This window comes from Amycolatopsis sp. NPDC041971, from assembly GCF_055588925.1.
In genome coordinates this window covers 388,801-413,593 of record NZ_JBVJCE010000001.1, presented here as the reverse complement: position 1 = coordinate 413,593, position 24,793 = coordinate 388,801, and the positions used below count along the sequence as shown (strand labels likewise).

Genomic DNA, 24,793 nt, shown 5'->3' with positions numbered 1-24,793 from the left:
TCCGGGTCAGTCGGGGATCTTGAAAGTGTAGGTCCAGGAGAACCGGCTTGCGGCGTGCACGCCACGTGCGAACTCGACCACGCGGCCGTCACCGGTGTAGGTGCGCCGTTGTAGCACCATGACGGGTTCGCCTGCGGGGAGTTCGAGCTGCTCGGCCTCGTCGGGCGTCGGCATCCTGGCGTAGAAGGTTTCGGTCATGGTGTCCGGCTCAAGACCTTGCAGGGTGAGGACCAGGAAACCGCCACCTCGTCCGGCGGGGCCGGGGGTCGGGTCGACGATGGGGGTGCCTTCGACGTCGGCGGGCCGGTAGTAACTCGTCAGCATATGGGTGGGCTGCCCGGCGTCCTTGACCAGTCGTGCCCGCTCGTAGACCGGTGATCCGACCATGACACCGAGGGCGTCAGCGACTTCTCGGTCAGCTTCGATCTTGGCGACGGTCTGTGTCTGGTCGGTCGGCTTCCAGTCTCGGCCGGAGGCTTCGCGGTCTGCGACAAAGGCGACGGTGTCGCCGTACTTCCACTTGCTCTTCGCGTACCGGTCCTTGCCTAAGCGCTTCATGGGTGGCCGGGCTCGAACGACGGTTCCGCGTCTCCTGATCGGCGTGACCAGCCCTTCGGCTTCGAGGACTCCAACGGCCTTGCGGACGGTGTTGACGTTGACGTCGTACTCGTCGGCAAGCTCGTCCTGTTTGGGCAGCGTGGTGTCCGGGGCGTAGTCGCCCCGCTGGATCGCGTCTCGCAGGATCGCGGCCAGCTCTCGGTAGCCAGTGCCCACCTGGTCCTCCTTCGTCGGTCGATAACGCTAGCGGTATCACCTCATCATGGTCTACGGAGCCCGATAGAGATAGTCCTATTGACAACCGGCGCGGCGAAGCGCTTAATAGAACTACCTCTAAAAGGTGCAAGCCCGGTAGGGCTCCAGAGACGACAGGAGACAGACGACATGGCGATCGCCAAGGGACACCGTTTCGAGATCGACTTTGATGCCGCGTTCCCACTGGGGCTGGTGATGGTCGGGGAGGTCGCGCCGGACAACGAGTACCAGTCGCGTGAGGACCGGTCTTCGGGGCGACCTGTTCGTCAGCGGATCGACGAGGTGACGGGCAAGCGTCGGTGGAAGGCCACGGTCACCGATCCGAGCGAGACCAACTCCAAGCGTGCGTCTTACGACGTCACGTTCCTGGCAGATGTGCAGCCGGTGCCGACGACGTCCGAGGTCTTGCCGGGTATGCGGCCGATCGAGCTGGAGGGTCTGACGGCTGAGCCGAAGGTGGCTGGTCAGGGCGAGTTCAAGTACCAGTCCTACGTGTTCCGCGCGACAGGCTTCAAGGTCGCTGCATCGGGTGGTGCGTCGAAGTCGGGCCGTGCTTCCAACGCTGCCGAGTCAACGCCCAAGGCGGCGTGATGACGGGCCGGGTGCCTGGCAGTCAGGGCGTGGCCGTGGTTCCACTGCACCTGGTCCAGACCTGGGAGGCGGCGTATCGCCACTACAGCGCGATGACGCAGCGAACCGCACAAGCTGGAGATGCCCTGGCGGCGCATGACATGGCCGTCGCTTCCTTCGCGGTGGCGTCGGCGTGGCGGGATCTGGCGACTCAGGGCCAGTTGCCGTGGTGGGTGCTGGCGGCGGTGACGGCGGCGGCTGAGGGGTTCGAGGAGAACGCACGGTCGTGGGAGATCCGCGCTTACAGCGAGGAAGGGCACGGCCGTGGCGTTCAACGCGATGTGGAAGCCGGGCAGGCAGGCGGTCGCGGGGATGCAGGGCCATGGTTCGGCGAACCCGGCCTTGGTGATCTACCTGGACCCGGACAGCCTGGCGATCCTGCCGCCATCCGATCCGGCCGAGTGGCCGGAGTTCATCCGGCTCCTTCGCCAAATCCGCGACAGCGCGGACGAACTGGCCGTGTTTCTCGGCAAGCACGCGGTGGTGCGCAATGACGACTCCGGGCCGGAATGAGCCACAGACCCTCAAGGACGCGCACCTGGTCGCCTCGGCTCGTCGGCCGAAGCCTGGGTCGAACCGGTCGACGTGGTTGAAGTTCCACAGGGAGAACGCGCGCATGTATCAGGCCGTGTCCGATGTGGACCGCGCGCACCACCATGAACTCAAGTACTGGGTGGGCTATGAGGAGCGGAAGGCCGAGGAGGTGGCCGCGCAGATCCAAAAGGAGAAGTCGCAAGCCAGTTAGAAACTGAATGACAGAGCGAAAAAACGCACGTGGGGACGTGCGGCGTACAAACACGTCCTCAAACGCTTTCTTGTCCTGTAAGGCGCAGAAGCGGAATCCGGCTACCAACCTTGCCGCTCCTGCGCTGTCCACAACCTCTGGAAGTGAACAATGACAACGCTAAACGATGGCAACAAGCGTGCGCTAGACGGGGTCACCCGAACGCGCTGCACGGTCTGTAAGCGGTTCGCGAAGCTGCTGCCCGGCGAGACGGAATGCGCTCCTTGCCGGGGAATGCTGCCGCTGGATCTGACCGGCGGTGGTCACCGATGAATGCGAACGGTATCGGTTTCCTTCTCGTCGGCAGCGGTGTGCTCGGCGTGGTGGTGTGGCTGCTGCACAAGCTCGGCCGCGCCTTGGCCACGATCGCGGAAATCCTCGCCGCTGCTGCGGTGGTCTTCATCGCCTTGTGGTCGGCCGTGAAGTTGTTGGTGTGGCTGGGAAAGCAAGTCTTCACTCACTGGCGGACCAGCCTCGGCGTCCTCGCTCTGGCGGCCTGGTGGCAGTGGCTTGGCTGGCTCTCGCTGGCCGTTACCGTGGGTTCGGTCGCGGTGGTCCTGGTGGCTTGGCGGTTGCTCGACCTGGTGTCGTTCGACCGGTGCTGTGGCCGGTTCCTGCGGGGGTGGTGGCTGCGGTGGTTCACCTACGCCCGGAAACTTCCGGGTTGGCTGCACGCCTGCGGCCTGTCCATCTCAGACGGCACCGTGCCGGTGGAAGTAACGGTCAACCTCGTCGGCCGTCGTCGGAAGGCGGTCTCTCGCACTGCGGGCGGCGGTGCTGCGGTGCAGGTACCAAGGGTGCTGGCTGTGAAGTCGGGGCTGTCGTGGGATGAGGTCCGGGTCCGGCTGGTGGCTGGGCAGAAGCCGGAGGACTTCGACGACGCTGCCCGTGCACTAGCCGTTGCTCGCAAGGTCACGCGTTGTCAGGTTCGGGAGTTGGAACCCAATGTCGTCTCGCTGGACTTCCAGCGTCGTGACCTCCTCAAGGCACCGGTGGAGTGCGCGGAGCTGCCCGACCTGGTGGCCGTCAACACCGTGGATCTGCGGCGGGTGTTCGCCGGGCGCACCGAGTACGGGCAGAATTGGCAGCTGCCGCTGACGGGTCCGGGCGCGCACATGCTCGTCGCTGGTGCCACCGGGGCGGGAAAGAACTCCGTGATGTGGTGCCCGCTGGTGTCGGCCGCCTCGGCGATCCGGGCCGGGACGGTGCGGGTGTCCGGGATCGACCCGAAGGGGATGGAACTCGCCTACGGGCGTGGGATCTTTGCCCGCTACGGGGTCGCGGGGAAGGAAGCGATTGAGGTCCTGGATGACCTGCTCGACGGTCTTGAGTCCCGCAAGCGTGAGTTCGCCGGGCACACCCGCAACGTCCCGATTTCCACCGAGCACCCGTTGGAGGTTCTGGAGTTCGACGAGATCGGCGCACTCACCAAGTACACCGATCGCAAGACCCGCGAAGCCATCGTCGAACGCGTCGCCATCCTGACCACGCAGGGCCGGGCGCTGGGCTACACGGTGCACGGGTATGTGCAGGAGCCGACGAAGGACACGGTTCCGGTTCGGGAGCTGTTCCCGCGTCGGGTCTGTCTGCGCGTCACTTCGAAGACGCACGTCGGGATGGTCCTCGGTGATGGCGCCTACGAACGGGGTGCCTGGGCGAATCGCATCGAGGAGTCGGCCGCTGGCGTCGGCTACATCTGGGGTGAAGGCATCCGAGAACCGTTGCGGGTCCGGGCTGGCTGGGTTCCTGACGAGATGGTCAAAGCACTGGAGAACTACGTCACCAACGGCAGTGCCCACGTGATCGACCTTCCTGTCCATCGAGGTGGAGAGGAGGTGGCGGCGTGAACCGCGTTTTGGTGTTCCTCGATGCAATCCGAGATCACCTCGACTCCTACGCCTTTTCGCCGGTCGCGTCTGTGCGAGTCGCGATCGGCCCGAATCCGGTGTCTGTCCAGCTCGATACCGACCGCCTGACGGACGTGGCGCGGAGCCTAGTCGTCTGGGCGGATTCCCTGGAGAACGAGACCGCCTCGATCTGGCGGGTGCCCCACGGCGGGAGCGTCCACCTGGAAGTCCAGGGCCGGACTCCCTGCGGCATCCCGATCGTGGTCTACGGCGGTGTCCAGTTCGACGAAGCAGCGTTTCCGGACCTGCCTGCGGGGATGCGGCAGGAGATGTCGTTGTTCGTGCTGCGGCAGTGGAGCACGTCTGGGGAGGTGGCCGCCTGATGAGCACGAACGAAGCCGCGGTGACCCCGCCGGCCACCTCGCGGGCTGTTCGGATGCGGGAACCCCTCGCCTCCGACGTGGTCAAAGCGACGGCGGAAAAGCACGGCGTGTGTGTCCGGCCGTTCACGATGGAGGTCGGCGACACCGACACCGGCGAACTTCGCTACGTCCCTGTCCCGTGCGGCTCGACCGTGGAATCGGTCTGCCTGCCCTGTGCGCGGAAAGCGAAGGCCCTTCGACAGGTTCAGTGCCGCGAGGGCTGGCACATCGACACCGAACCGGACTTCACCTCGGAGCCGCCGTCCGAGACGCAGACGGAGCTGTTGGCGTTCCGGGCCGATCTTGTGGCGGCGTACCGGGAAGAGAGCGACCAGGCGGAAGCGGAGGAGCTGCGGGAGGAGATCCAGGGAGTCGACGAAGAACTTCGGCAACTGGGGATGCGCGGTCGTCTTCCGTCGATTGACCTTCCGACGAAGCGGGCGGTGAAGCGCTCGACGAAGCGGCGGCAGGACGCACCGAACCTGCCTCGGCGGAAAGTCGCCAGGACCACCCTCGGCCGCGAGTACGCGGGCAAGTTCCGGCCCTCGATGTTCATCACGCTTACCTGCGACACCTACGGCCCGGTGCGGTCGGATGGTTCGCCGGTGAACCCGTCGACGTATGACTATCGGCGGGCGGCTCGGGACGCGGTGCACTTCTCGGCGCTGGTGGACCGGTGGTGGCAGAACCTCCGGCGGGTCGTGGGCTGGGACGCGCAGTACTTCGCCACCGTCGAACCCCAACGGCGGGCGGCTCCACATCTCCATGCGGCGATTCGGGGATCGGTGCCGCATAACGTCATCCGGCAGGTCACCGAAGCGACCTATCACCAGGTGTGGTGGCCTGCGCATGACCAGGTCGTCTACGTCGATCGGATGCCGCTGTGGGACGGCGACCGCCGGGTGTTCGTCGACCCGTATACCCGCGAACCACTGACCGAGTGGGACGACGCGGTCGAAGCCGTGGAAGACCCGGCCCACGTGGTCACCTTCGGCCGTCAGGTGCACTCCAAGGGCATCCTCGGCGGCTCCGAAGAGGCCGGGCGGCACATCGGCTATCTCACGAAGTACCTCACCAAGTCGACAGGTGAAGTCGTGGAAGCCGACACCGGACGGCAGAAGGACCATCACGACCGGTTGCACGCGGAGCTGTCGGTGACCCCGTGTTCGCCTCGGTGCGCGGTGTGGCTGCTCTACGGGATCAACCCCAAGGGTGCCAACGGAAAGACCACACCAGGGCACTGCAAAGGACGGGCTCATCGGCGGACCACGCTCGGCCTGCCGGGTCGGCGGGTACTGGTGTCGCGCAAGTGGTCGGGGAAGACGCTCGTCGACCACAAGGCTGACCGGAAGGCGTTCGTCCTGGAGGCGCTGGCGGCGGTTGGGATCGAGAAACCGGCACCTGATCCTGCCCGCCTGGTCTGGCGCAAGGTCGATTCAAGCGACGCGAACGTGCCACCTCGGGACCACCTGGTGATGCACGCGATTTCGGAGCGGATCACGTGGAAGGCCGAGTACGACAGGGCACTACTCGCCGCGCAGAGTCCGCCGGATCTTTCGGCAACTCCGTTGGCGGCTTAGGAACTGGGGAGGTGAACGTGGGAAAGAACTACCTGACAGTCGAAGAAGCAGCGGCGTATCTGAACACGCGCGTCCGGTTCGTCCGCCGGTTGATCGCGGAGCGGCGCGTGGCGTTCCACAAGGTTGGCGTACATGTGCGATTCGCCGTCGCCGACCTTGAGGAGTTCATCCAGGCCGGTCGGATCGAGCCGATCACGCGGGCTTCGGTGATTCGGGACCTCGGAAGGGCGGCCTGACATGGCGAACAAACGAGGGCACCGGGGCTTCGGCAATGTTCGGCAGCGCGAATCGGGGAAATGGCAGGCGCGTTATCCGGGGCCGGATGGCCAGATTCGTAACGCTCCCAACATGTTCACGAGTAAGCGCACGGCCGAACAGTGGTTGTCGATGACCGAAACGCAGATCATGAAAGGCGAGTGGGTCGACCCTGAGCGGGCGAAAGTCACGCTCGGGCACTATGCGGACCAGTGGATCACGCAGCGGCCCGGCTTGCGTCCGCGCACGGTCGAGTTGTACCGGTGGCTTCTGCGGAAGCACATCGAAGTGGATCTCGGCGGTGTCGAACTGGGCAAGTTGTCGACGGCGATCATTCGGCAATGGCGTGCGGATCGCCTGGCGGCCGGAGTGTCGGAGTCGGTCACTGCCAAGGCATACAGGCTGCTTCGGGCGATCCTGACTACGGCGGTAGACGAAGACAAGATCTTGCAGCGGAACCCCTGCCGGGTGCGGGGTGCCGACAAGGAGAATCCTGCGGAGCGGCCGATCCTGACCGTTCCGCAGGTGTTCGATCTGGCTGGGCGGATGCCGGAGCGCTTCCGGGCGCTCGTGCTGCTGGCCGCGTTCGCGTCACTCCGGTGGGGTGAGGTGTCGGCGCTGCGGCGGTGTGACGTCGCGGAAGATGGGAGCTGGGTCCGGATCTCGCGGGCGCTTGTCGAGGTCCCTGGGCGTGGGCTGATCGTCGGTCCGCCGAAGTCGAGGGCAGGGGTGCGCACGCTGATCGTTCCGGCGGCGATTCGACGTGACGTCGTGAAGCACTTGGACGCCTTCGTGAAGCCGGAGGGCGACGCGCTGTTGTTCACCGGTGAGCGTGCCGGTAACCCGGTGCGTCGGCCGAACTTCAGTCAGCGGACGAAGTGGACGGAGGTCGCGGCGAAGATGGGTCTCAAGGGCCTGCACTTCCACGACCTGCGGCACGCCGGGAACATCTGGGCGTCGAAGGCGGGCACGTCGACCAAGGACCTCATGGCGCGGATGGGGCACGACGACATGCGGGCGGCGCTGATCTACCAGCGGGCGACCAGCGACGCTGACGAACGGATCGCTGATCGGCTGTCGAAGCTCGTCGACCAGCACCGGACGGGCAGCGCGGATGACGATGACGACGGTCTGAGCGGCCAACCGGTCCCGGTCGGCTAATGGCCCGTTAATGGCCCAGATCGGAGAATGATCTACCAAAGCGAAAGCCCCAGGTCCTAAGTGGACATCCACTGACCTGGGGCTTTCGCAGCTGAGCGGATGACGGGAATCGAACCCGCGTATTCAGCTTGGGAAGCTGATGTTCTACCATTGAACTACATCCGCAGTGCTCGGCCAGCATACATGGCCCGGATCTCCCCTTGCCAAGACCCCGCCCCGCCTTGACGTCGCCGCCTTCAAGTGACAACACTTGTTGTCTACGTCGGAGGTGAGCCGGATGGACGAGAGGCTGCCCGACCCCGAGCTGTTCCGCCAAGGCGGGTTCCGGGTCGCGTCGAGGTTGTTCATCGAGGGCGACATCAGAGGTGACGAGCGCCAGGTGGCCCGGCTGCGGAGGTTCGCGCAACGGGAGGATCCGGCGGCCGACGTGCTGGTGCCGTTGCTGCGAAAAGGCGCCCAAGGGCAGTTCGAACAGGCGCTGCGGCAAGGCATCGAGAGCGTCGAGAGTCCGCCGGAGGAGCTCGAAGCCTTCTTTCGCAACGTCGAGGCGACGCCGTACTGGGTCGACCAGGACCGGTTGGAGCGCGGAGCGCGGGCGGTCACGCGCGCCGGGTTGCTCGGTCTCTTTCCGCTCGGCGACGTTTCGCTGATGGGCGGTTATCTCGCGTCGCGCGCCACGAAGTCGCTCGTCGGCACGGGCGAGATCGAGTACAAGGCGGCGCGGCGTCTCGTCGAGACGGCGACCTGGTGGATCCACGTGACGACGCCGGGTGCGCTGGTGCCCGGAGGGCGCGGGTACGAGGCCGCGCTGCGGGTGCGGATCGTGCACGCGCATGTCCGTGCCGCGATGAACCGCCGCAAGGACTGGGATTACGCCGCTTGGGACAGGCCGGTCAATCAGGTCCAGACCGCGGGCACGCTCCTGCTCTTCTCCCTCGTCTACGTGTTCGGCACGCAACTGCTCGGGCTCCGCTACAGCGCTCGCGAGCGCGCCGACATCCTGCACCTTTGGCGTTACGTCGGTTGGCTGATGGGCGTCGACGAGGAGCTCCTGCCCGCCGGCGAGGACGACGCCTGGCGGCTGCTGTGGCTGCTCGCCACCACCGAGTTCATCCCCGACGACGATTCCAAACGGCTCGCCGCGGCGCTCATGAAGTCCCACGCCGCGATCGGCGAGGGCCGGGGCGCGGTGGGCAAGGTCCTCTCGCATGTGTCGGTCGCGGCGCACGGGTCGATCAGCAGGCTCCTTCTCGGCAAGACCAACGCCGACTTCCTGGAGCTGCCCGACGATCCGATCGCACAGGCGGCCGTGGTCGCGGTGGCGGGCGTCAACTTCGCCGCCGAGACGGTCCGGCGGGTGGTGCCCGGCGCGACGGCGCTCCAGGAGTTGCTCGGGGCCGCCGGCCGTCGCCATTACCTTCGGCAGGTCACCAAGGTGTTCGGGCTCGACCCCACCTACGGCAGGCACATGAAGGCCGCTTGACTACGCTGACCGCGTGCTCCTCAGCGACCGTGACCTCCGTAAAGAGCTCGACGCCGGCCGTCTCGGTGTCGACCCGTTCGACCCGACGATGGTCCAGCCGTCGAGCATCGACGTGCGACTCGACCGCTACTTCCGCGTGTTCGACAACAGCAAGTACACGCACATCGACCCGCAGCTCCAGCAGGACGAGCTGACCTCGCTGGTCGAGAAAGAGGGCGAAGACCCCTTCGTCCTCCATCCCGGCGAGTTCGTGCTGGGTTCGACGTACGAAACCGTCACGCTCGCCGACGACCTCGCCGGCCGCCTGGAGGGCAAGTCCTCCCTCGGCCGCCTGGGCCTGCTGACGCACTCCACCGCGGGCTTCATCGACCCCGGCTTCTCCGGTCACATCACGCTGGAGCTGTCGAACGTCGCGAACCTGCCGATCACGCTGTGGCCGGGCATGAAGATCGGCCAGCTCTGCATCTTCCGCCTCTCCAGCGCGGCGGAGTTCCCGTACGGCTCGAACGAGGCCGGTTCGCGCTACCAGGGGCAGCGGGGGCCTACCCCGAGCCGCGCGTACAAGAACTTCCACCGGGTGGACACCTGGCGCTAGCGCGACAGGGGCTTCCCACTCGATCCGGGGCTGCAACACGGATCCTCTTTTGTGAAGAAGAAGTCCCGGATCACCCGTCCGACGGGGAGGACACGTCGCGCGTGCCGCCCGCTCGAATGATCACTGAGGGCGACCGTTGACCGGTTTTACTACTTTCGGGGGTATTGCCGTAACCGGTTCGTGATAGTTTTCGGCCCCGTGCCCCCCAATAGAACACGAAGCCGGTTACTGCTGGTAACGCTCAGCGTCTTGCTGGGCGGGGTGATCGCCAGTGCGAGCTACCTGATGGTGACCGACCGGTTTCAGGGCACGGCGCTGAGTAATCTGTCTTTGAGCGTTCCCGACACCAAGGGCGGTCCCGGCGACGCTCTGGCGAAGCCTCCCGCCCACTTCGGCCAGACGTCCGCCCAGGCTCCGGGCGGCCCCGCGCCCGGCGCGCCTGCCCCGACGTCGTCTTCGGCCGCCCCCACGTCTTCCTCCGTGCCGTCGAGTTCGTCCTCGGCTCCGGCCGAGCCGCCCGCCCCGACTTCCGAGGTGCCGAAGCCCGCGCCCGGCAAGCCTCCGGAGCCGCCCCGCTCGCAGGACGGCTCGCTCGCCGCCCAGGTCGTCGACCTCGTCAACGCCGAGCGTGCCGACGCGGGCTGCTCGCCGGTGAGCAACGACTCGCGTCTCGCCGCCGCCGCGCAGGGCCACAGCGACGACATGTCCGCGCGGAACTACTTTTCGCACACCACGCCGGAAGGCGTCACGTTCGACCAGCGCATCCGTGCCGCCGGCTACGACAAGCCCGGCGCCGAGAACATCGCCAAGGGCCAGTCGAACGCCGCCAAGGTGATGAACGCCTGGATGAAGTCCGAGGGCCACCGCGCGAACATCCTCAACTGCAAGCTGAAGAAGATCGGCGTCGGCGTCAGCACCAAGGGCATGTACTGGACGCAGAACTTCGGCTACTGACTCTTGCCCCAGTCGCCGTAGCGGGCAAGCACGGCCGCGCGCAGTTCGGCGTCCGTGCGCGGGACCGGTTCGATGAACACCTCGGTGATGTCGCCGAAAGTCCGGGTCAGTTCGGTCGCCATCCGGACACAGGCTCGTTCGACCTCCGCGGCGGCGAGTGCGTCGTCGAAGTCGACGCGGGCGCACACGAGCACCTGATCGGTGCCCATCAACATGGTCTGCAGGTCGACGACGGCCTCGATCTCGGGCGTGCCCACCAAGTGGTCGCGCACCGCGCGCACCAGCCTCGGATCGGCCTGCCTGCCGATCAGCAGACCGCGGTTGGTGCGCCCGAGTACGTACGCGACGAGCGCCAGCAGCACCCCGATCGCGATCGACGCCGCGCCGTCCCAGACATGCGATCCGGTGAGCTGGTGCAATCCGATCCCGGCGAACGCGAGCAGCAGGCCGATCAACGCGGCCGAGTCCTCGAACAAGACGGTCTTCGGGGCCGGGTCGTCGATCATCCGCAGATAGACCGAGACCTTCTGCCCCGACTTCGCGGCGTCGCGCCACACCTGTCGCACGGCCTGGAACCACGAGACGGACTCGAGGACGAACGCGATCGCGAGGACGACGTAGCCGACGATCGGATCGGTCTGCTCGGTCGCTTCGCCGAACACCGTCGAGAAGCCCTCGTAGAGCGCGAACATCGCGCCGGAGGCGAAGATCGACACCGCCGCGAGCAGCGACCAGAAGTAGCGTTCCTTGCCGTAGCCGAAGGGGTGGACGCGGTCGGCTGGGCGGCCTGAACGTTTCAGCGCGGTCAGCAAGAGGACTTCGGTGATCGTGTCGGCCACCGAGTGCACGGCCTCCGACAACATCGCGCCGGAGCCGGTGATGATCCCGGCGATCAGTTTCAGTACGGCGATGGCGAGGTTGACCCCACCCGCCAGCACCACGGTCAGGGTGCTTTCGTCACCGGATTCTTCAGTCACCTCGCGTAGCGTAGTGCGAGTGCGCCGATCTCACAGGCGACGCAAACCCTGCAGGACACGTTCCATCAAGGCGAGTGCCGGATGACCGTCGAATTCAGCCTGTGTTTCATGAACGGTGACCAAACCGAGTTCGGCCATATCACCCAAAAGGACCTTTGCAACGCCGAGTGGAACGCTGAGTGACGCCGCTACTTCGGCGACGGAAGTCGGACGACGGCACAGTGCTCTCACCGAATGGAATTCGACACTGAACCCCGGCGCGTTCCATGGCGCGTCGTTCCGGACGGAAATCATCGCTTCGATGGCGAAGTTCCGCTTGGACTGGGTGCGTCCGCCCGTGCGGACGTACGGGCGGACGCGCGTGCGACGGCGTTCCTGCCGCGGTGGCCGCCTGGCGGCCGGGATGCTGGGGATGGTCGCTTCCTGGGCCATTCTGGCGAGTGCCGCGGTCGAAGGGGGGCGCGCGGGCGGGCGAAGGTTCGGCGAGTCCGGCATCGCGAGGCGGTGTTCTTTGCCCGAGCGGAGTTCGTGCCGGTTGCCCATTGATTTCCTCGCCCCTGTTTTTCGAGCCTGCTGCCCGAACCTGCTGTCGGCATCGCCGAAAGAAACCTCGCGGACGACAACGGCAACGAGGAAACGCCAGCCTATCGTTGCCGTGTACCGCCGAACGGGTAACGGGACCGAATGGCCCGGTGCGGATAAAACAGGGGGGAACATTCTCTCGCATTATGTGCGAGAGAATGTTCCCTCCGGCCTCGGACTTCTACTTGTCTTCCTCGGGAAGTGGCGTGCCTGTTGCCGTTTCGTCGGTGGGCACGTCGGCCTTTCCGTCGAGTTCGGCATCTGAGACGGTGTCCAGGGACGGCGCTCCCGCCGGGACCAGTTGCGGCTCCGGCTTCCGCTTGACGGCGGTCAGCAGCAGCTGGGCGACGTCGACGACCTCGACCTTCTCGCTCGCCTGTCCGTCGCTCTGACGCGCCGTGACGCCGTCGGTGAGCATCACGCGGCAGAACGGGCAGCCGGTCGCGATCTTCGACGGCGCGGTGCCGAGCGCTTCGTCGACGCGTTCGACGTTGATGCGCTTGCCGATCTTCTCTTCCATCCACATCCGCGCGCCACCGGCACCACAGCACATCGAGCGGTCGCCGTGCCGCGGCATCTCGCGCAGCTGAGCACCCGAAGCACCGACGAGCTCACGCGGAGCGTCGTAGACCTTGTTGTGGCGGCCCAGGTAGCACGGGTCGTGGTAGGTGACGTCCTCGGCGACCGGGGTCACCGGGGTCAGGTGCTTCTCCCGCACCAGGCGGTTGAGCAGCTGCGTGTGGTGCACGACGTCGAACTGGCCACCCAGCTCCGGGTATTCGTTCGCGAGGGTGTTGAAGCAGTGCGCACAGGTGACGACCACCTTGCGCGCCTTGCGTTCGCGGCCCTCGAACACCGAGTTCAGGATCTCGACGTTCTGCTGCGCCAGCATCTGGAACAGGAACTCGTTACCCGCGCGGCGGGCCGGGTCACCGGTGCAGGACTCCTCCGACCCGAGCACGGTGTACTTGACGCCCGCGATGTGCAGCAGCTCCGCGACAGCGCGGGTGGTCTTCTTCGCGCGGTCCTCGAACGCGCCGGCGCAGCCGACCCAGAAGAGGTACTCGGTGTCGCCGAGGTCGTCAGATGAAACGCCGTACACCGGCACCTCGAAGTCCAGGTCCTCGGTCCAGGCGAGCCGGTCCTTGGCGTTCTGGCCCCACGGGTTGCCCTTGTTCTCCAGGTTCTTGAACATCCCGTTGAGCTCGCTGGGGAACGCGGATTCGATCATCACCTGGTAGCGGCGCATGTCGACGATGTGGTCGACGTGCTCGATGTCCACCGGGCACTGCTCGACACACGCGCCGCAGGAGGTGCAGGACCACAGCACTTCGGGGTCGATGACGCCGCCGTCATCACCGATGAGGGCTTTCTGGGACTCCGCGATCGCGAGGACGTCGATCCCGGCGTACATGTCGTCGCCGGACAAACCGACTTCGTCACCGGCCATGTCGCGCTTACCGCCCGCGAGCAGGTACGGCGCCTTCGCGTAGGCGTGGTCGCGAAGCTGCGTGATGAGCAGCTTCGGCGAAAGCGGCTTGCCGGTGTTCCACGCCGGGCACTGCGACTGGCAACGGCCGCATTCGGTGCAGGTGGAGAAGTCCAGCCAGCCCTTCCAGCTGAAGTCCTCGACCTTGCCGACGCCGAAGGTGTCCTCGTCCGGGTCCGCCTCTTCGAGGTCGAGCACCTTGCCGTTGCTCATCATGGGCTTGAGCGCGCCCAGCGCGACGCCGCCGTCGTCCTCGCGTTTGAAGTAGATGTTGAAGAAGGCGCTGAACCGGTGCCACGCGATGCCCATGGTCATCGTGCGCGCGATGACGAACAGCCAGATCGTGGCGCTCATCAGCTTGACGAACGCGAACACCGAGACCAGGTTCGGGCTGGCGGGCAGCAGTTCACCGATCGGATGCGAGACGAACGCGGCCCAGACCGGGGTCTCGTGGACGTTCATCGCGGACTTCGCGGCGCGGACGCCGATGATGCCGATGCCCTCGATGAGCACGACGGCCTCGATGAAGTACGCCCACTTGAAGTTGGAGCCCTGGAAGCGGGACTGCCGGTCCGCGCGGCGCGGGTGGTTCTTCTGGCGGATCCCGATCAGCACCAGTGCGCCGACGATGGTGCCGACGCCGAGCACCTCCATGAGCAACTGGAACAGCGACCAGTCGTCGAGGATCGGCCAGCCCCACGTGGGGACGAAGACCTCGCCGTACGCCTCGAAGAGGGCGAGCGACCCGAGCAGGAAGCCCCACATGACCAGCCAGTGCGCCGCTCCGACGCTGCGGATCTTGTTCATGCGGGTGTGCGCGGCGAATTCCTTGATCAAGGTCTTCATGCGCGGCATGAACGGGCCGTTGCGGGTCGAGTCGGGCTGGCCGAGGCGGATCACCCGCACGAAGCGGGCGATGGTCGCGAAGAACATTCCCCAGGCGACGACGCCGAGCAGGACCGAGATCCCGCCGAGCGTCAGCTGTACAGCGCCCATCGTCGGGTGCCTTTCGTCCGAGTGAAGCTGTGGTGGTTCGGGCAGACTAATGCTTCTTACTGATGGGTAACCCACTGACCGCGCCCAAGTCCCACCGATGTGGTGTACGCCTCTCTTGGTTTTAAGACGATCGTCCAGGTACTTTTTGTGACATGGGTGCGTATTTTCTTCTCGCTTTGGCCATCGCCGCGGAGGTATCCGCGACGGTGTCGTTGAAACTCTCCGAGGGCTTCAGCAAGGTGGGTCCGTCGGTCGTCGTGGTCCTCGGATACGCCGTCGCGTTCGTCGCGCTCGCGTACGTGCTGAAGGCGGGCGTGCCGGTGAGCGTCGCCTACGCGATCTGGGCCGCGGCCGGGGTCGCGTCGGTGGCCGCGGTCGGCATCTTGTTCTTCTCCGAACCTGTCAACTTTTCCGTGATCGCCGGGCTGGTGCTGGTGATCGGCGGTGTCGTGCTGATCGAGGCGGGGGGCGCGACCAGATGAAGATCCAGATCGACGGCCGGAAGGCCAGGGGTGAGAAGCGGCGCGACGAGATCATCGCGGCCGCGTTGCGGGTGATCGAACGGGATGGCGTCGCCGGCGTCACCCACCGGACGGTCGCCGCCGAGGCCGGCGTGCCGACGGCTTCGACGACCTATCACTTCTCCAGCCTCGACGACCTGCTGATCGCGACCCTCATCTCGTGTGCGCGGGACATGGCGACCGAGGTCTACTGGATGATCGACCGCGCCCGTTCACGGGGCAGCCGCGGCGCGGAAGAGGTCGCCGGGCTGCTCGCGGAGGCACTGGGCCCGCGGCGCGGGCGGACGATGGCGGAGTACGAGCTGTACCTGCTGGCCGCGCGCAAACCCGAGCTGAGACCCGCCGCCCGGCGCTGGCTGGACGTGCTGACCTCGATGGTCCGGCACGACGACGAGGTCGCGTTCCGGGTGTTCCTCGCCGGTATCGACGGCCTGCTGATCCAGGGCCTCATCGACGACGAGCCGCCGTCCGCGGAGGAGCTGCGGCCGGTGGTGGATTACCTGCTGAAACCCCGTTGACCTGACGGGTAACTTTCGGATCATGAGGACTGTCGGCGCATACGAACTGGACGACGACCCGGCTCGGGTGGACCTCGACATGGTGTGGAAGTACCTGTCCACCAGCGTCTACTGGGGCAAGTGGCGAGACCGCGAGATGATCGAAAAGGTCTTCAAGAACGCGTGGCGAGTCGTCGGCGCGTACGAGAGCTCGACAGGCCGTCAGGTCGGTTTCGCGCGGGCGTTCTCGGACACCATCGGCAGCGCGTACCTCGCGGACGTCTTCGTCGTCGACGAGGCGCGCGGCGCGGGGCTCGGCAAGGAACTGGTCCGGGAGATGATCGACAACGGGCCGGGCGCCGGGTTCCGATGGATGCTGCACACCGACGACGCGCACGGGCTGTACCGGCCGTTCGGCTTCGGCGACCCGCCCGAGGGGCAGTACATGGAGCGGAACCGGGCCAACGGGCAGGTCTAGGGAGGGCGCTCCACCGACGTCTCACCCCGGCGTCGCCGACATCACCTCGGTCCGTCACCGCCCGGCCTGGCAAGCGAGCGTCGCGCCAGTCCGGTGCGAAGAGCGATCAAGTCCGTGGAGGACTCCTTCCCTACCTTGAGCGTCAGGGTCCCGGCAAAGTCGCATAGCCGCTGGCGGGTGGCGCTTCTGGCGATTCGAAGTGGACTTCCGACGGGGGTGGATGACAGGGCGTCTTGAGCGTCAAGCGTCCACAAAGGACACTATCCGGCCGCTGGATGTCCATTTAATGCGGTTATGTACGTTTTTCGACTGGGTTCGTGAGTGAAAAAGAGGGCTAGAACCCTCTTTTTCACTCACGACCCGGTCAAAAAACGCTCAAATCAGGCACTCTCGCCCCGGAGGTGTCCTATGTGGACAGTCGAGAAAGATGTCAGGCGACTGTGACGAGCCCGCCTCTGTCACCCCAACACCACCGACCGGCGGCTATGCGACTTTGCCGGAACCCTGACCTTCGAGCGTAGGGAAGGAGGCCTTCACGGACAGCCGCCTCAGTCCTTGTTCTCGTGCAGGGCCGTAAGCGTCGCCCGGCCGATGGCGTGGCTGAAGAGGTTGAAGCCGAGGAAAGCCGGCGTAGCGTCTTCGCCGACCTCGAGCTTTTCGACGTCGACAGCGTGCACCGCGAAGATGTACCGGTGCGGTCCGTGTCCGGGCGGCGGGGCGGCGCCGAGGAACCGCTTCACGCCCCCGTCCCCCTTCAGGGTGACAGCGCCCGCCGGCAGACCGGAGCCCGTCTCGTCGCCCGCGTTCGCGGCCAGCGCGGTCACCGACGCGGGGATGTCGAACACCGCCCAGTGCCAGAAACCGCTCGCCGTCGGGGCGTCGGGGTCGTAGCAGGTCACGGCGAAGCTCTTGGTCTCAGCGGGGAAACCTTCCCAGGACAGCTGCGGGGAACGGTCTTCGCCGCCCGCGCCGAAGATCCCGGAAAGCTGGGGCGTCGGCAGGAAGCCGCCCTCTTCGATGTCGGTGCTGCTCAAGGTGAAGGCAGGCAGATCGGGCAGCAAGTCGTACGGATCGGGTGCCTGCGGCATGCGTCCTCCTGATCGTGGAATCGATGACAAAGCCAGGCTAGGACCCCGAGGACCCCGGTGCGGGATCAGGGACGATTCCGGGGGTTACCCCTATGTCCATCCCGCCGCCCTGCCCTTAGCGTCGAGCTACACGAAAACCTGCTTCGGAGGGACTCAAGACCATGGCGCGCCCACTCCTCGCGATCGGAGGCATCGCGTTGATCGGCGTCGGTGTCCTCACCGGCCTCGGCTGGTGGTGGCCGTCCGACGCGGAGGCCACCGCGGAGGTGACCCAGCCGATCCGCAGCGTACGGATCGAAAACGACGAGGGTCGCATCAAGATCCGCACCGGCGAGGGGCCGGTGAGGGTCCACCAGGAGTTCGAATACCGCGGGACCAAGCCGGGCGACTCGTTCCGCGTCGAAGGGGACACCTTGGTCCTCGCCGGCTGCGGCAGCAACTGCGAGGTCCGCTACGACGTGGTCGTCCCGGCGGGCATCCCGGTCTCGGGCAGGCTGGACTCCGGTTCGCTCGACGTCGCCGGAGTGTCCACCGTGGATGTCGCCGTCGACTCCGGCGGGGTCGAGATCAGTGACGTGCCGGGCACGGTGAAGGTCAACGCCGGCTCCGGTCAAGTCGAGCTGAAGAACATCGGGCAGGACGTCACCGTCGACGCGAGTTCCGGCGCGATCAAGGGCGAGCGGCTCGGCGGGAACGTGAACGCGCAGGCCGACAGCGGCCGTATCGAACTCGAAGTGGTCAAGGCCGCGAACATCACGGCGCGGAGCGACAGCGGTTCGGTCGAGGTCACCGTCCCGGCGGGCGAGTACAACGTCACCGGCACCACCGACAGCGGCAGCCGCGACATCGGCGTGAACCAGTCCGGTTCGGCCCGGCACAAGCTCGATCTCAACACCGACAGCGGAAGCGTCAAGGTCAACGCGGCCTGACGGAATTCATCGGGGGAACACTTTTTCATGGGAATCAAAGAGAAGCGCGTCCTCGGCGCGCTCGCTCTCGGCGCGCTGACCGCCTTCGGGATCGTCGGCTGCACGACCGAAAGCCACCGGAACCTGAGCGACGGCGCGCCCGTCACCGAGCAGATCACCGCGATCAGGGTGGACGTCCCGGTCGGCGCGGTCACGCTCCGGGTCGAGGACGGCGCGCCGGTCTCGCTGCGCCGCGAAGTGACGTACACCGGCCGCAATCCCGGCAAGACGTACAGCGTCGAGAACGGCACGCTGGTACTCGGCGGCTGTAGTGGCTGCGGCGTGGATTACGACGTCGTGGTCCCGCGCGAACTGGCGATCTCCGGGGCCATCGGCACCGGCAAGATCACGCTCGCCCGCGCCGCTTCGGTCGACTTGAAGGGTGACGTCGGCGACCTGAAGGTGCTGAGCACGTCCGGGCCGGTCAACCTGCGCACCGGCACCGGTGACATCGAGGTCGGTCTCGCGAAGCCGGGCGCGGTCACCGCGAACGCCGAGGTCGGCAAGGTTCTCGTCACCGTGCCCGACGGCGCGTACCAGGTCCGCGCGAAGGCGGAGACCGGCAAGGTCGAGACCGGTGGGGTCCGGCAGGACCAGGCTTCGGCGAACGTCCTCGACCTCGAGTCCGGCACCGGCTCGGTCACGGTGAAGCGCGCATGAAGACCCTTGCCGTGGTCACCGCGCTGACCCTCCTGCCGCTTTCCGCCCTGCCCGCGTCCGCCGCGCCCGGGATCGACTGGAAGCCGTGTGCGACCGAGTACGCGCCGACGCTGGAATGCGCGAGTCTTGCGGTGAGCGGCGGATTTTCCCTCGCACTGGCGAAACTGCCCGCGACCGATCCCGCGCGCCGCGTCGGTTCGCTGTTGACGAATCCGGGCGGGCCGGGCGGTGCCGGCGTCACCGTGCTCAAGTACGGCGGACGCGGGCTCGCGCTGGACCAACCGGAAATGGCCGAAGTGCGGCAGCGGTTCGACGTCATCGGGTTCGACCCGCGTGGCGTCGGGGAAAGCAGGCCCGCGATCGGCTGCGGGCCGAACCTGCACGATCCGGCGCTCAGCCGTTTCCCGCGAAACCACGCGGACTACGAAAAGCTCATCGCGCACAATCGCGCTTCGGGCAAGGAATGTCTCAAGAGGACCGGGCCTGCCTTGTCCTCTGTGGACACTTGGCACGCCGCGGACGACATCGACGCGATCCGGGTCGCCCTCGGCGAGCCGAAGGTGAACTGGCTCGGTGTCTCCTACGGTTCCGAACTCGGCGCCGTGTACGCGGAGAAGTACCCGAAGCGCGTCAGGACGATGGTGCTCGACGGCGCGATCGACCACTCCCGGCCGACACGGCAGGCGATCCTCGATGAGGCCATCGCGACAGAAGGCGCGCTCAAGGACTTCGCGAGGTGGTGCACGACGTCGTCCGAGTGCGTGCTTCGCGGCAAGGACGTCCTCGCCACCTACGACGCGCTGATGCGGACGCCCGGCGGTGTGCCGTCGAAACAACTGGGGCGGAACGTGACCGCCGAGGAGCTCTCGGCCGGTGTCTACGGCGGGTTGATCCTGCCGGCGTTCTGGCCGGACGTGGCGAAGGGGATCGAGACCGCGACAGCGGGGAACGCGGACGGGCTGTTGCCGTACTCCCAGCTGGACCCGTCCTACGGCGCGTACCGCTCGATCGGCTGCCACGACTTCGGCTCCCCGTTCACCTCCTACCCTGACATGAGGGCGACGCAGGGCCTGGTGAAGATTCTCGCGCCGCACAGCTGGCGGTACTCGGAGTTCTGGGACATCGCGAGCGGGTGTGCCGGCTGGCCGGTGCCCTCGGCGTACCTCCCGCGGCCGCAGAAGGTCTCGGGTGCGGCACCGATCCTCGTGGTCGGCGGCGAACACGACCCGGCGACGCCGTTGGTGTGGGCGAAGGGGCTCGCGCGGAACATCGAGAACTCGACGTTGCTGGTCGACGCCGGGTACGGGCACACGGGGCTGCTGAACTCCGCCTGCGTGCGCACCGAAGAAGTGAAATACCTGGTGAGCGGAGTCACACCGGCTCCGGGCACGGTCTGCCGGTAGTCCGGGAACAAGACGGCCGTGTCGCTCGTTGAGCCGGATACAAGGTTGAGTGCGGTCGACTCAAGTCCAGCTTGACGGAAGCCGTACCGGCCGATACAACTTGCGTTGAGCCCGCTCAAGGTGGGCGAGAACGTGCAGGTCACGAAACTAGCAGGAGGATCACACCATGGCGCGAGCGGTCGGCATCGACCTCGGCACGACCAACTCGGTCGTCGCTGTCCTTGAGGGCGGCGAGCCGACGGTCATCGCCAACTCGGAAGGTTCACGCACCACCCCGTCCATCGTCGCCTTCGCCAAGAACGGCGAAGTGCTGACCGGCCAGCCGGCGAAGAACCAGGCCGTGACGAACGTCGACCGCACCATCCGGTCGGTCAAGCGGCACGTCGGTACCGACTGGAAGACCGAGATCGACGGCAAGGCCTACACCTCGCAGGAGATCAGCGCCCGCGTGCTGATGAAGCTCAAGCGCGACGCCGAGGCGTACCTGGGCGAGACCATCACCGACGCGGTCATCACCGTCCCCGCCTACTTCGAGGACGCGCAGCGGCAGGCCACCAAGGAGGCCGGGCAGATCGCCGGCCTGAACGTGCTCCGCATCGTCAACGAGCCCACCGCGGCGGCGCTGGCGTACGGCCTGGACAAGGGCGAGAAGGAACAGACCATCCTGGTCTTCGACCTCGGTGGCGGTACGTTCGACGTCTCGCTGCTGGAGATCGGCGAGGGTGTCGTCGAGGTCCGCGCGACCTCCGGTGACAACCACCTCGGCGGTGACGACTGGGACGAGCGGATCGTCACCTGGCTGGTCGACAAGTTCAAGTCGTCCAACGGCATCGACCTCACCAAGGACAAGATGGCGCTCCAGCGCATCCGTGAGGCCGCCGAGAAGGCGAAGATCGAGCTCTCCAGCTCGAACTCGGCCGGCATCAACCTGCCGTACATCACGGTGGACGCGGACAAGAACCCGCTGTTCCTCGACGAGCAGCTTTCCCGCGCCGAGTTCCAGAAGATCACCTCGGACCTGCTCGAGCGCACCCGCAAGCCGTTCAACAACGTCATCCGGGACGCCGGTGTCGCCGTCGGCGACATCGACCACGTCGTGCTCGTGGGTGGTTCCACCCGCATGCCCGCCGTGTCGGACCTGGTCAAGGAGCTGACCGGCGGCCGCGAGCCGAACAAGGGCGTCAACCCGGACGAGGTCGTCGCCGTCGGCGCGGCGCTGCAGGCCGGTGTGCTCAAGGGTGAGGTCAAGGACGTCCTGCTGCTCGACGTGACCCCGCTTTCGCTGGGCATCGAGACCAAGGGCGGCGTGTTCACCAAGCTCATCGAGCGCAACACCACGATCCCGACCAAGCGTTCGGAGATCTTCTCCACCGCGGACGACAACCAGCCGTCGGTGCAGATCCAGGTGTTCCAGGGTGAGCGCGAGATCGCGGCGCACAACAAGAAGCTCGGCATGTTCGAGCTGACCGGTCTCCCGCCCGCCCCGCGTGGCGTGCCGCAGATCGAGGTCACCTTCGACATCGACGCCAACGGCATCGTGCACGTCCTCGCGAAGGACCTCGGCACGAACAAGGAGCAGTCGATGACGATCACCGGTGGCTCCGCGCTGCCGAAGGACGACATCGAGCGCATGGTCAAGGACGCCGAGGCGCACGCCGAAGAGGACAAGCAGCGCCGCGAGGAGGCGGAGACCCGCAACCAGGCGGAGACGCTGGTCTACCAGACCGAGAAGTTCGTCAAGGACAACGAGGACAAGCTGCCCGACGAGCTCAAGGGCAAGGTGAAGTCCGCGATCGACGAGGCCAACGAGGCGCTCAAGGGCACCGACTCGGCGAAGATCCGCGAGTCCATCGAGAAGCTGAACACCGCTTCGCAGGAGCTGGGCACCGCGCTCTACGCCAACGCGGCGGGTAACGCCGCCGATGACGCCGCCGCCGGTGAAGGCGCGACCGGGACCGCGGGCGCGGGCACCGGTTCGCAGGCCAAGGCCGACGACGTCGTCGACGCCGAGATCGTCGAAGAGGACGAGAAGGACAAGAAGGACAAGAAGTGACGGAACGCTACGACGAAACCGAGGGCCGGGGCCCGGACGAACCGGTGGTCGTGCGGGACCGTAGGCGCGGCGATCCGCTGACCGGTGAAGTCCGCTCGCCCGCCCCGGAGGTCGAATTGCAGGACGGTCCGAAGCACGCCGCTCCCTCTGTGGACCCTGTAGACCCTGTGGAGCCGACCGAGTCGTCCCTTCCGCCGGAGCCCGCGGCCCACGCGGGCCCCGGCCTCGGGGACTCCATTGTGGACGACTCGGTGGCGGTGGCCACCGGACTGGAGAAGGAGCTGGCGGAACGCACCACCGACCTCCAGCGTCTCCAGGCGGAGTACGCCAACTACCGCAAGCGGGTCGACCGTGACCGCGAGCAGGTCGTCGCCGGCGCGAAGGCGTCGGTCGTCAGTGACCTGCTCCCGCTGCTCGACGACCTCGAGCGCGCGGAGCAGCACGGCGATCTGACGGGTGCCTTCAAGGCGGTCGGCGAGAAGCTGGTCGCGAGCTTGCAGCGGTCGGGGCTCGAGCCCTTCGGCACGGAGGGCGAGCCCTTCGATCCGAGCGTGCACGAGGCCGTCCAGCACAGCACGTCGCCGGACGTCACCGGGCCGACGGTCACCACGGTCATGCGCCGCGGTTACCGCTTCGGCGAACGCGTGCTGCGCGCGGCGCTGGTCGGGGTCACCGACCACGAGCCGGGTGCCGCTCCGGCACCCGCGGCGGCGGCGCAGGACGCGCCGGTGGACCCGCCCGTGGGCGGCGAGCTGCCGCTCGAGGGCGAACTTTTCGATGAGAACAACCGCTGATCGGCGATACGGCGTGAAAGGAGGAGACGTTCGGTGAGTGCACGGGAATGGATCGGTAAGGACTTCTACCGTGAGCTGGGCGTCTCCTCCGACGCGACCGCGGACGAGATCAAGAAGGCCTATCGCAAGCTGGCCAAGGAGAACCACCCCGACGCCAACGCGGGCAACGCGGAGGCCGAGAAGAAGTTCAAGGCGGTCTCCGAGGCGTACGGCGTGCTGTCCGACACGGCCAAGCGCAAGGAGTACGACGAGGCTCGCCGTCTCTTCGGCTCCGGTGGTCCTGGCGGCTTCGGCTTCCCGGGCGGGGGTAGTGGCGGCGGCGGTTTCGACGTCGGCGACATCTTCGGCCAGGCGGGCCAGCAGCAGGGCGGTTTCGGCGGTCTCGGTGACATCCTCGGCGGTCTTTTCGGCCGCCGCGGTGGCGCGGCCGGTGCCACGGCGAACCGGCCGCAGCGCGGCTCGGACGTGGAGACCGACGTCCGGATCGACTTCACCGAGGCGGTCAAGGGCGCGACCCTGCCGCTGCGGTTGTCGAGCCCGGCGACCTGTTCCACCTGTGGTGGGAACGGCGCGAAGCCGGGAACCTCCCCGAGGACGTGTTCGACCTGTCAGGGCAGCGGGCTGGTCAGCCGGAGCCAGGGCGCGTTCGCGTTCTCGGAGCCGTGCCGCGACTGCCGCGGCCGCGGCACGATCATCGACGACCCCTGCCCGGAATGCGCGGGCGAGGGCATCAGCACCCGCACCCGCACGCTGACCGTGCGGATCCCGCCGGGCGTCGCCGACGACCAGCGGATCCGCCTGGCGGGCCAGGGCGAGCCGGGCCGAGGCGGCGCGCAGCCGGGCGATCTGTACGTCCGAGTGCACGTCGCCCCGCACGCGTTGTTCGGGCGCCAGGCTCTCGACCTGACGATCACCGTGCCGGTGTCCTTCGCGGAACTGGCCCTCGGCGGCACGATCACCGTGCCGACGCTCGAGGGCAAGGTCTCGCTGAAGGTGCCGCAAGGTACGGCGAGCGGCCGGGTACTTCGCGTGCGCGGCAAGGGAATCGCGAAGCGTGACGGCTCGCAGGGCGATCTGCTGGTCACCCTGCAGGCGGCCATTCCGTCCAAATTGGACGACAAGGCCCGTGAAGCGTTGGAGACCTACGCCGAGGCCATGGCCGACCACGATCCACGACCGGAGATCACCGAACTTCTCGAAGGCAGGTGAGCGCGATGTTCGGCGGGTTGCCGCACGGTGCGGACGAGGACACGCCGGTGTTCGTCATTTCGGTGGCGGCGCAGCTCTCCGGGCTGCACGCGCAGACCCTGCGGTCCTACGATCGCCAGGGTCTCGTGTCGCCGGGCCGGACCTCCGGTGGCGGACGGCGTTACTCGATGCGGGACATCGCGTTGCTGCGTGAAGTGCAGCGACTGTCCCAAGAGGACGGTGTCAACCTCGCGGGCATCAAGCGGATCATCGAGCTGGAAAACCAGGTCGACGCGCTTCGCGCGCGCATCGCCGAACTGACCGAAGAACTCACGGCGGCATACCTCTCCGCCGAACAGAGGGCCGCGGCCGTGCACGCCTCGTACCGCAAGGACCTCGTCCCGCTGCGGCAGCAGACGGCGCTGGTCGTCTGGAAGCCCAAGAAACGTATGTCGTGAGTGTTCGGGTCGTTCTGGCGAGCCCTCTCTGAAGTACCTGAAGGCCCTCACGGCCACCCCAAGCAGGCAGTTCCACGTGTCTGGATGGACGACACGCGTGCCGTCCGTCCAGACACG

Annotated in this window: 26 protein-coding genes and 1 tRNA gene; 21 read left to right on the top strand and 6 right to left on the bottom strand. The window is 66.9% G+C overall.

Annotated features, from left to right (window positions below):
- Positions 1–6: 6 nt before the first annotated feature.
- Positions 7–774 (bottom strand): GntR family transcriptional regulator, encoded by a 768-nt coding sequence (locus ACZ6DT_RS02070; RefSeq protein WP_465587270.1) that lies wholly within the window; start codon positions 772–774, stop codon positions 7–9.
- 168 nt (positions 775–942) lie between these two features.
- On the opposite strand from ACZ6DT_RS02070, the gene ACZ6DT_RS02065 reads away from it, so the two are divergent.
- From ACZ6DT_RS02065 to ACZ6DT_RS02030, 8 genes are all read left to right on the top strand, one after another.
- Positions 943–1,404 carry a hypothetical protein gene (locus ACZ6DT_RS02065; protein ID WP_465587267.1) on the top strand — a complete coding sequence of 154 codons (462 nt, stop codon included), beginning with the start codon at positions 943–945 and terminating at the stop codon, positions 1,402–1,404.
- A gap of 303 nt (positions 1,405–1,707) precedes the next feature.
- Complete coding sequence (locus ACZ6DT_RS02060) at positions 1,708–1,956, top strand: hypothetical protein (RefSeq protein ID WP_465587264.1); 249 nt, start codon at positions 1,708–1,710, stop codon at positions 1,954–1,956.
- Positions 1,934–2,188, top strand: a complete 255-nt coding sequence (locus ACZ6DT_RS02055; protein WP_465587261.1) for an AMED_5909 family protein — start codon at positions 1,934–1,936, stop codon at positions 2,186–2,188. Before ACZ6DT_RS02060 ends, ACZ6DT_RS02055 begins: the two co-directional genes overlap by 23 nt.
- A 308-nt stretch (positions 2,189–2,496) precedes the next feature.
- Positions 2,497–4,074: an FtsK/SpoIIIE domain-containing protein gene (locus ACZ6DT_RS02050; RefSeq protein WP_465587258.1), complete on the top strand. Its 1,578-nt coding sequence runs from the start codon at positions 2,497–2,499 to the stop codon at positions 4,072–4,074.
- Complete coding sequence (locus tag ACZ6DT_RS02045; protein WP_465587255.1) at positions 4,071–4,457, top strand: hypothetical protein; 387 nt, start codon at positions 4,071–4,073, stop codon at positions 4,455–4,457. The genes ACZ6DT_RS02050 and ACZ6DT_RS02045 overlap by 4 nt, the downstream gene beginning before the upstream one ends.
- Positions 4,457–6,076, top strand: a complete 1,620-nt coding sequence (locus ACZ6DT_RS02040) for a replication initiator (RefSeq protein ID WP_465587252.1) — start codon at positions 4,457–4,459, stop codon at positions 6,074–6,076. The genes ACZ6DT_RS02045 and ACZ6DT_RS02040 overlap by 1 nt, the downstream gene beginning before the upstream one ends.
- Positions 6,077–6,093: 17 nt before the next feature.
- Positions 6,094–6,312, top strand: a complete 219-nt coding sequence (locus ACZ6DT_RS02035) for a helix-turn-helix domain-containing protein (protein WP_465587250.1) — start codon at positions 6,094–6,096, stop codon at positions 6,310–6,312.
- A 1-nt stretch (position 6,313) separates the two neighbouring features.
- A complete protein-coding gene (locus tag ACZ6DT_RS02030) occupies positions 6,314–7,492 on the top strand; it encodes a tyrosine-type recombinase/integrase (RefSeq protein ID WP_465587247.1) in 1,179 nt (392 codons plus the stop codon).
- Positions 7,493–7,586: 94 nt separating this feature from the next.
- Here ACZ6DT_RS02030 and ACZ6DT_RS02025 read toward each other — a convergent pair.
- Positions 7,587–7,657: transfer RNA gene (locus ACZ6DT_RS02025), tRNA-Gly, on the bottom strand.
- Between the two features lie 112 nt (positions 7,658–7,769).
- Between ACZ6DT_RS02025 and ACZ6DT_RS02020 the strand changes: the two genes are divergently transcribed.
- The 3 genes from ACZ6DT_RS02020 to ACZ6DT_RS02010 all read left to right on the top strand — a co-directional run bounded on the left by ACZ6DT_RS02020 (position 7,770) and on the right by ACZ6DT_RS02010 (position 10,524).
- A complete protein-coding gene (locus tag ACZ6DT_RS02020) occupies positions 7,770–8,975 on the top strand; it encodes an oxygenase MpaB family protein (RefSeq protein WP_465587244.1) in 1,206 nt (401 codons plus the stop codon).
- 13 nt (positions 8,976–8,988) lie between these two features.
- Positions 8,989–9,570: a dCTP deaminase gene (dcd, locus tag ACZ6DT_RS02015; RefSeq protein ID WP_125679521.1), complete on the top strand. Its 582-nt coding sequence runs from the start codon at positions 8,989–8,991 to the stop codon at positions 9,568–9,570.
- A 261-nt stretch (positions 9,571–9,831) separates the two neighbouring features.
- Positions 9,832–10,524, top strand: a complete 693-nt coding sequence (locus ACZ6DT_RS02010; protein ID WP_465588777.1) for a CAP domain-containing protein — start codon at positions 9,832–9,834, stop codon at positions 10,522–10,524.
- On the opposite strand, the gene ACZ6DT_RS02005 is transcribed toward ACZ6DT_RS02010, so the two are convergent.
- From ACZ6DT_RS02005 to ACZ6DT_RS01995, 3 genes are read right to left on the bottom strand one after another with little or no spacing between them, the layout of a single operon-like run.
- A complete protein-coding gene (locus ACZ6DT_RS02005; protein ID WP_465587241.1) occupies positions 10,518–11,501 on the bottom strand; it encodes a cation diffusion facilitator family transporter in 984 nt (327 codons plus the stop codon). The genes ACZ6DT_RS02010 and ACZ6DT_RS02005 overlap by 7 nt on opposite strands.
- 30 nt (positions 11,502–11,531) lie before the next feature.
- Positions 11,532–12,218 carry a DUF742 domain-containing protein gene (locus ACZ6DT_RS02000; RefSeq protein WP_465587238.1) on the bottom strand — a complete coding sequence of 229 codons (687 nt, stop codon included), beginning with the start codon at positions 12,216–12,218 and terminating at the stop codon, positions 11,532–11,534.
- A gap of 46 nt (positions 12,219–12,264) precedes the next feature.
- Complete coding sequence (locus tag ACZ6DT_RS01995) at positions 12,265–14,568, bottom strand: (Fe-S)-binding protein (RefSeq protein WP_465587236.1); 2,304 nt, start codon at positions 14,566–14,568, stop codon at positions 12,265–12,267.
- Positions 14,569–14,720: 152 nt separating this feature from the next.
- Between ACZ6DT_RS01995 and ACZ6DT_RS01990 the strand changes: the two genes are divergently transcribed.
- From ACZ6DT_RS01990 to ACZ6DT_RS01980, 3 genes are read left to right on the top strand one after another with little or no spacing between them, the layout of a single operon-like run.
- The gene (locus tag ACZ6DT_RS01990; protein ID WP_465587233.1) at positions 14,721–15,050 is read left to right on the top strand and encodes a DMT family transporter; all 330 of its coding nucleotides are present in this window, start codon (positions 14,721–14,723) and stop codon (positions 15,048–15,050) included.
- Entirely contained in the window at positions 15,047–15,607 is a 561-nt protein-coding gene (locus ACZ6DT_RS01985) for a TetR/AcrR family transcriptional regulator (protein WP_125790849.1), read from the top strand. Before ACZ6DT_RS01990 ends, ACZ6DT_RS01985 begins: the two co-directional genes overlap by 4 nt.
- 22 nt (positions 15,608–15,629) lie before the next feature.
- The gene (locus tag ACZ6DT_RS01980; RefSeq protein WP_465587231.1) at positions 15,630–16,064 is read left to right on the top strand and encodes a GNAT family N-acetyltransferase; all 435 of its coding nucleotides are present in this window, start codon (positions 15,630–15,632) and stop codon (positions 16,062–16,064) included.
- Between the two features lie 548 nt (positions 16,065–16,612).
- Here the strand turns inward: ACZ6DT_RS01980 and ACZ6DT_RS01975 are convergent.
- The gene (locus ACZ6DT_RS01975; protein WP_465587228.1) at positions 16,613–17,152 is read right to left on the bottom strand and encodes a YbhB/YbcL family Raf kinase inhibitor-like protein; all 540 of its coding nucleotides are present in this window, start codon (positions 17,150–17,152) and stop codon (positions 16,613–16,615) included.
- 161 nt (positions 17,153–17,313) lie between these two features.
- On the opposite strand from ACZ6DT_RS01975, the gene ACZ6DT_RS01970 reads away from it, so the two are divergent.
- The 7 genes from ACZ6DT_RS01970 (at position 17,314) to ACZ6DT_RS01940 (ending at position 24,676) form a co-directional block, all read left to right on the top strand.
- A complete protein-coding gene (locus ACZ6DT_RS01970; protein ID WP_465587226.1) occupies positions 17,314–18,081 on the top strand; it encodes a DUF4097 family beta strand repeat-containing protein in 768 nt (255 codons plus the stop codon).
- 27 nt (positions 18,082–18,108) lie between these two features.
- Positions 18,109–18,780 (top strand): DUF4097 family beta strand repeat-containing protein, encoded by a 672-nt coding sequence (locus ACZ6DT_RS01965; RefSeq protein ID WP_465587223.1) that lies wholly within the window; start codon positions 18,109–18,111, stop codon positions 18,778–18,780.
- Positions 18,777–20,183: an alpha/beta hydrolase gene (locus ACZ6DT_RS01960; protein WP_465587220.1), complete on the top strand. Its 1,407-nt coding sequence runs from the start codon at positions 18,777–18,779 to the stop codon at positions 20,181–20,183. Before ACZ6DT_RS01965 ends, ACZ6DT_RS01960 begins: the two co-directional genes overlap by 4 nt.
- Before the next feature lie 166 nt (positions 20,184–20,349).
- Positions 20,350–22,236 carry a molecular chaperone DnaK gene (gene dnaK / locus ACZ6DT_RS01955; RefSeq protein ID WP_465587218.1) on the top strand — a complete coding sequence of 629 codons (1,887 nt, stop codon included), beginning with the start codon at positions 20,350–20,352 and terminating at the stop codon, positions 22,234–22,236.
- On the top strand, positions 22,233–23,030 hold the full coding sequence (gene grpE / locus ACZ6DT_RS01950; RefSeq protein WP_465587215.1) for a nucleotide exchange factor GrpE: 798 nt from the start codon (positions 22,233–22,235) through the stop codon (positions 23,028–23,030). Before dnaK ends, grpE begins: the two co-directional genes overlap by 4 nt.
- A 33-nt stretch (positions 23,031–23,063) precedes the next feature.
- On the top strand, positions 23,064–24,239 hold the full coding sequence (gene dnaJ / locus ACZ6DT_RS01945) for a molecular chaperone DnaJ (protein ID WP_465587213.1): 1,176 nt from the start codon (positions 23,064–23,066) through the stop codon (positions 24,237–24,239).
- A 5-nt stretch (positions 24,240–24,244) separates the two neighbouring features.
- Complete coding sequence (locus ACZ6DT_RS01940) at positions 24,245–24,676, top strand: heat shock protein transcriptional repressor HspR (protein WP_465587210.1); 432 nt, start codon at positions 24,245–24,247, stop codon at positions 24,674–24,676.
- Positions 24,677–24,793 lie beyond the last annotated feature (117 nt).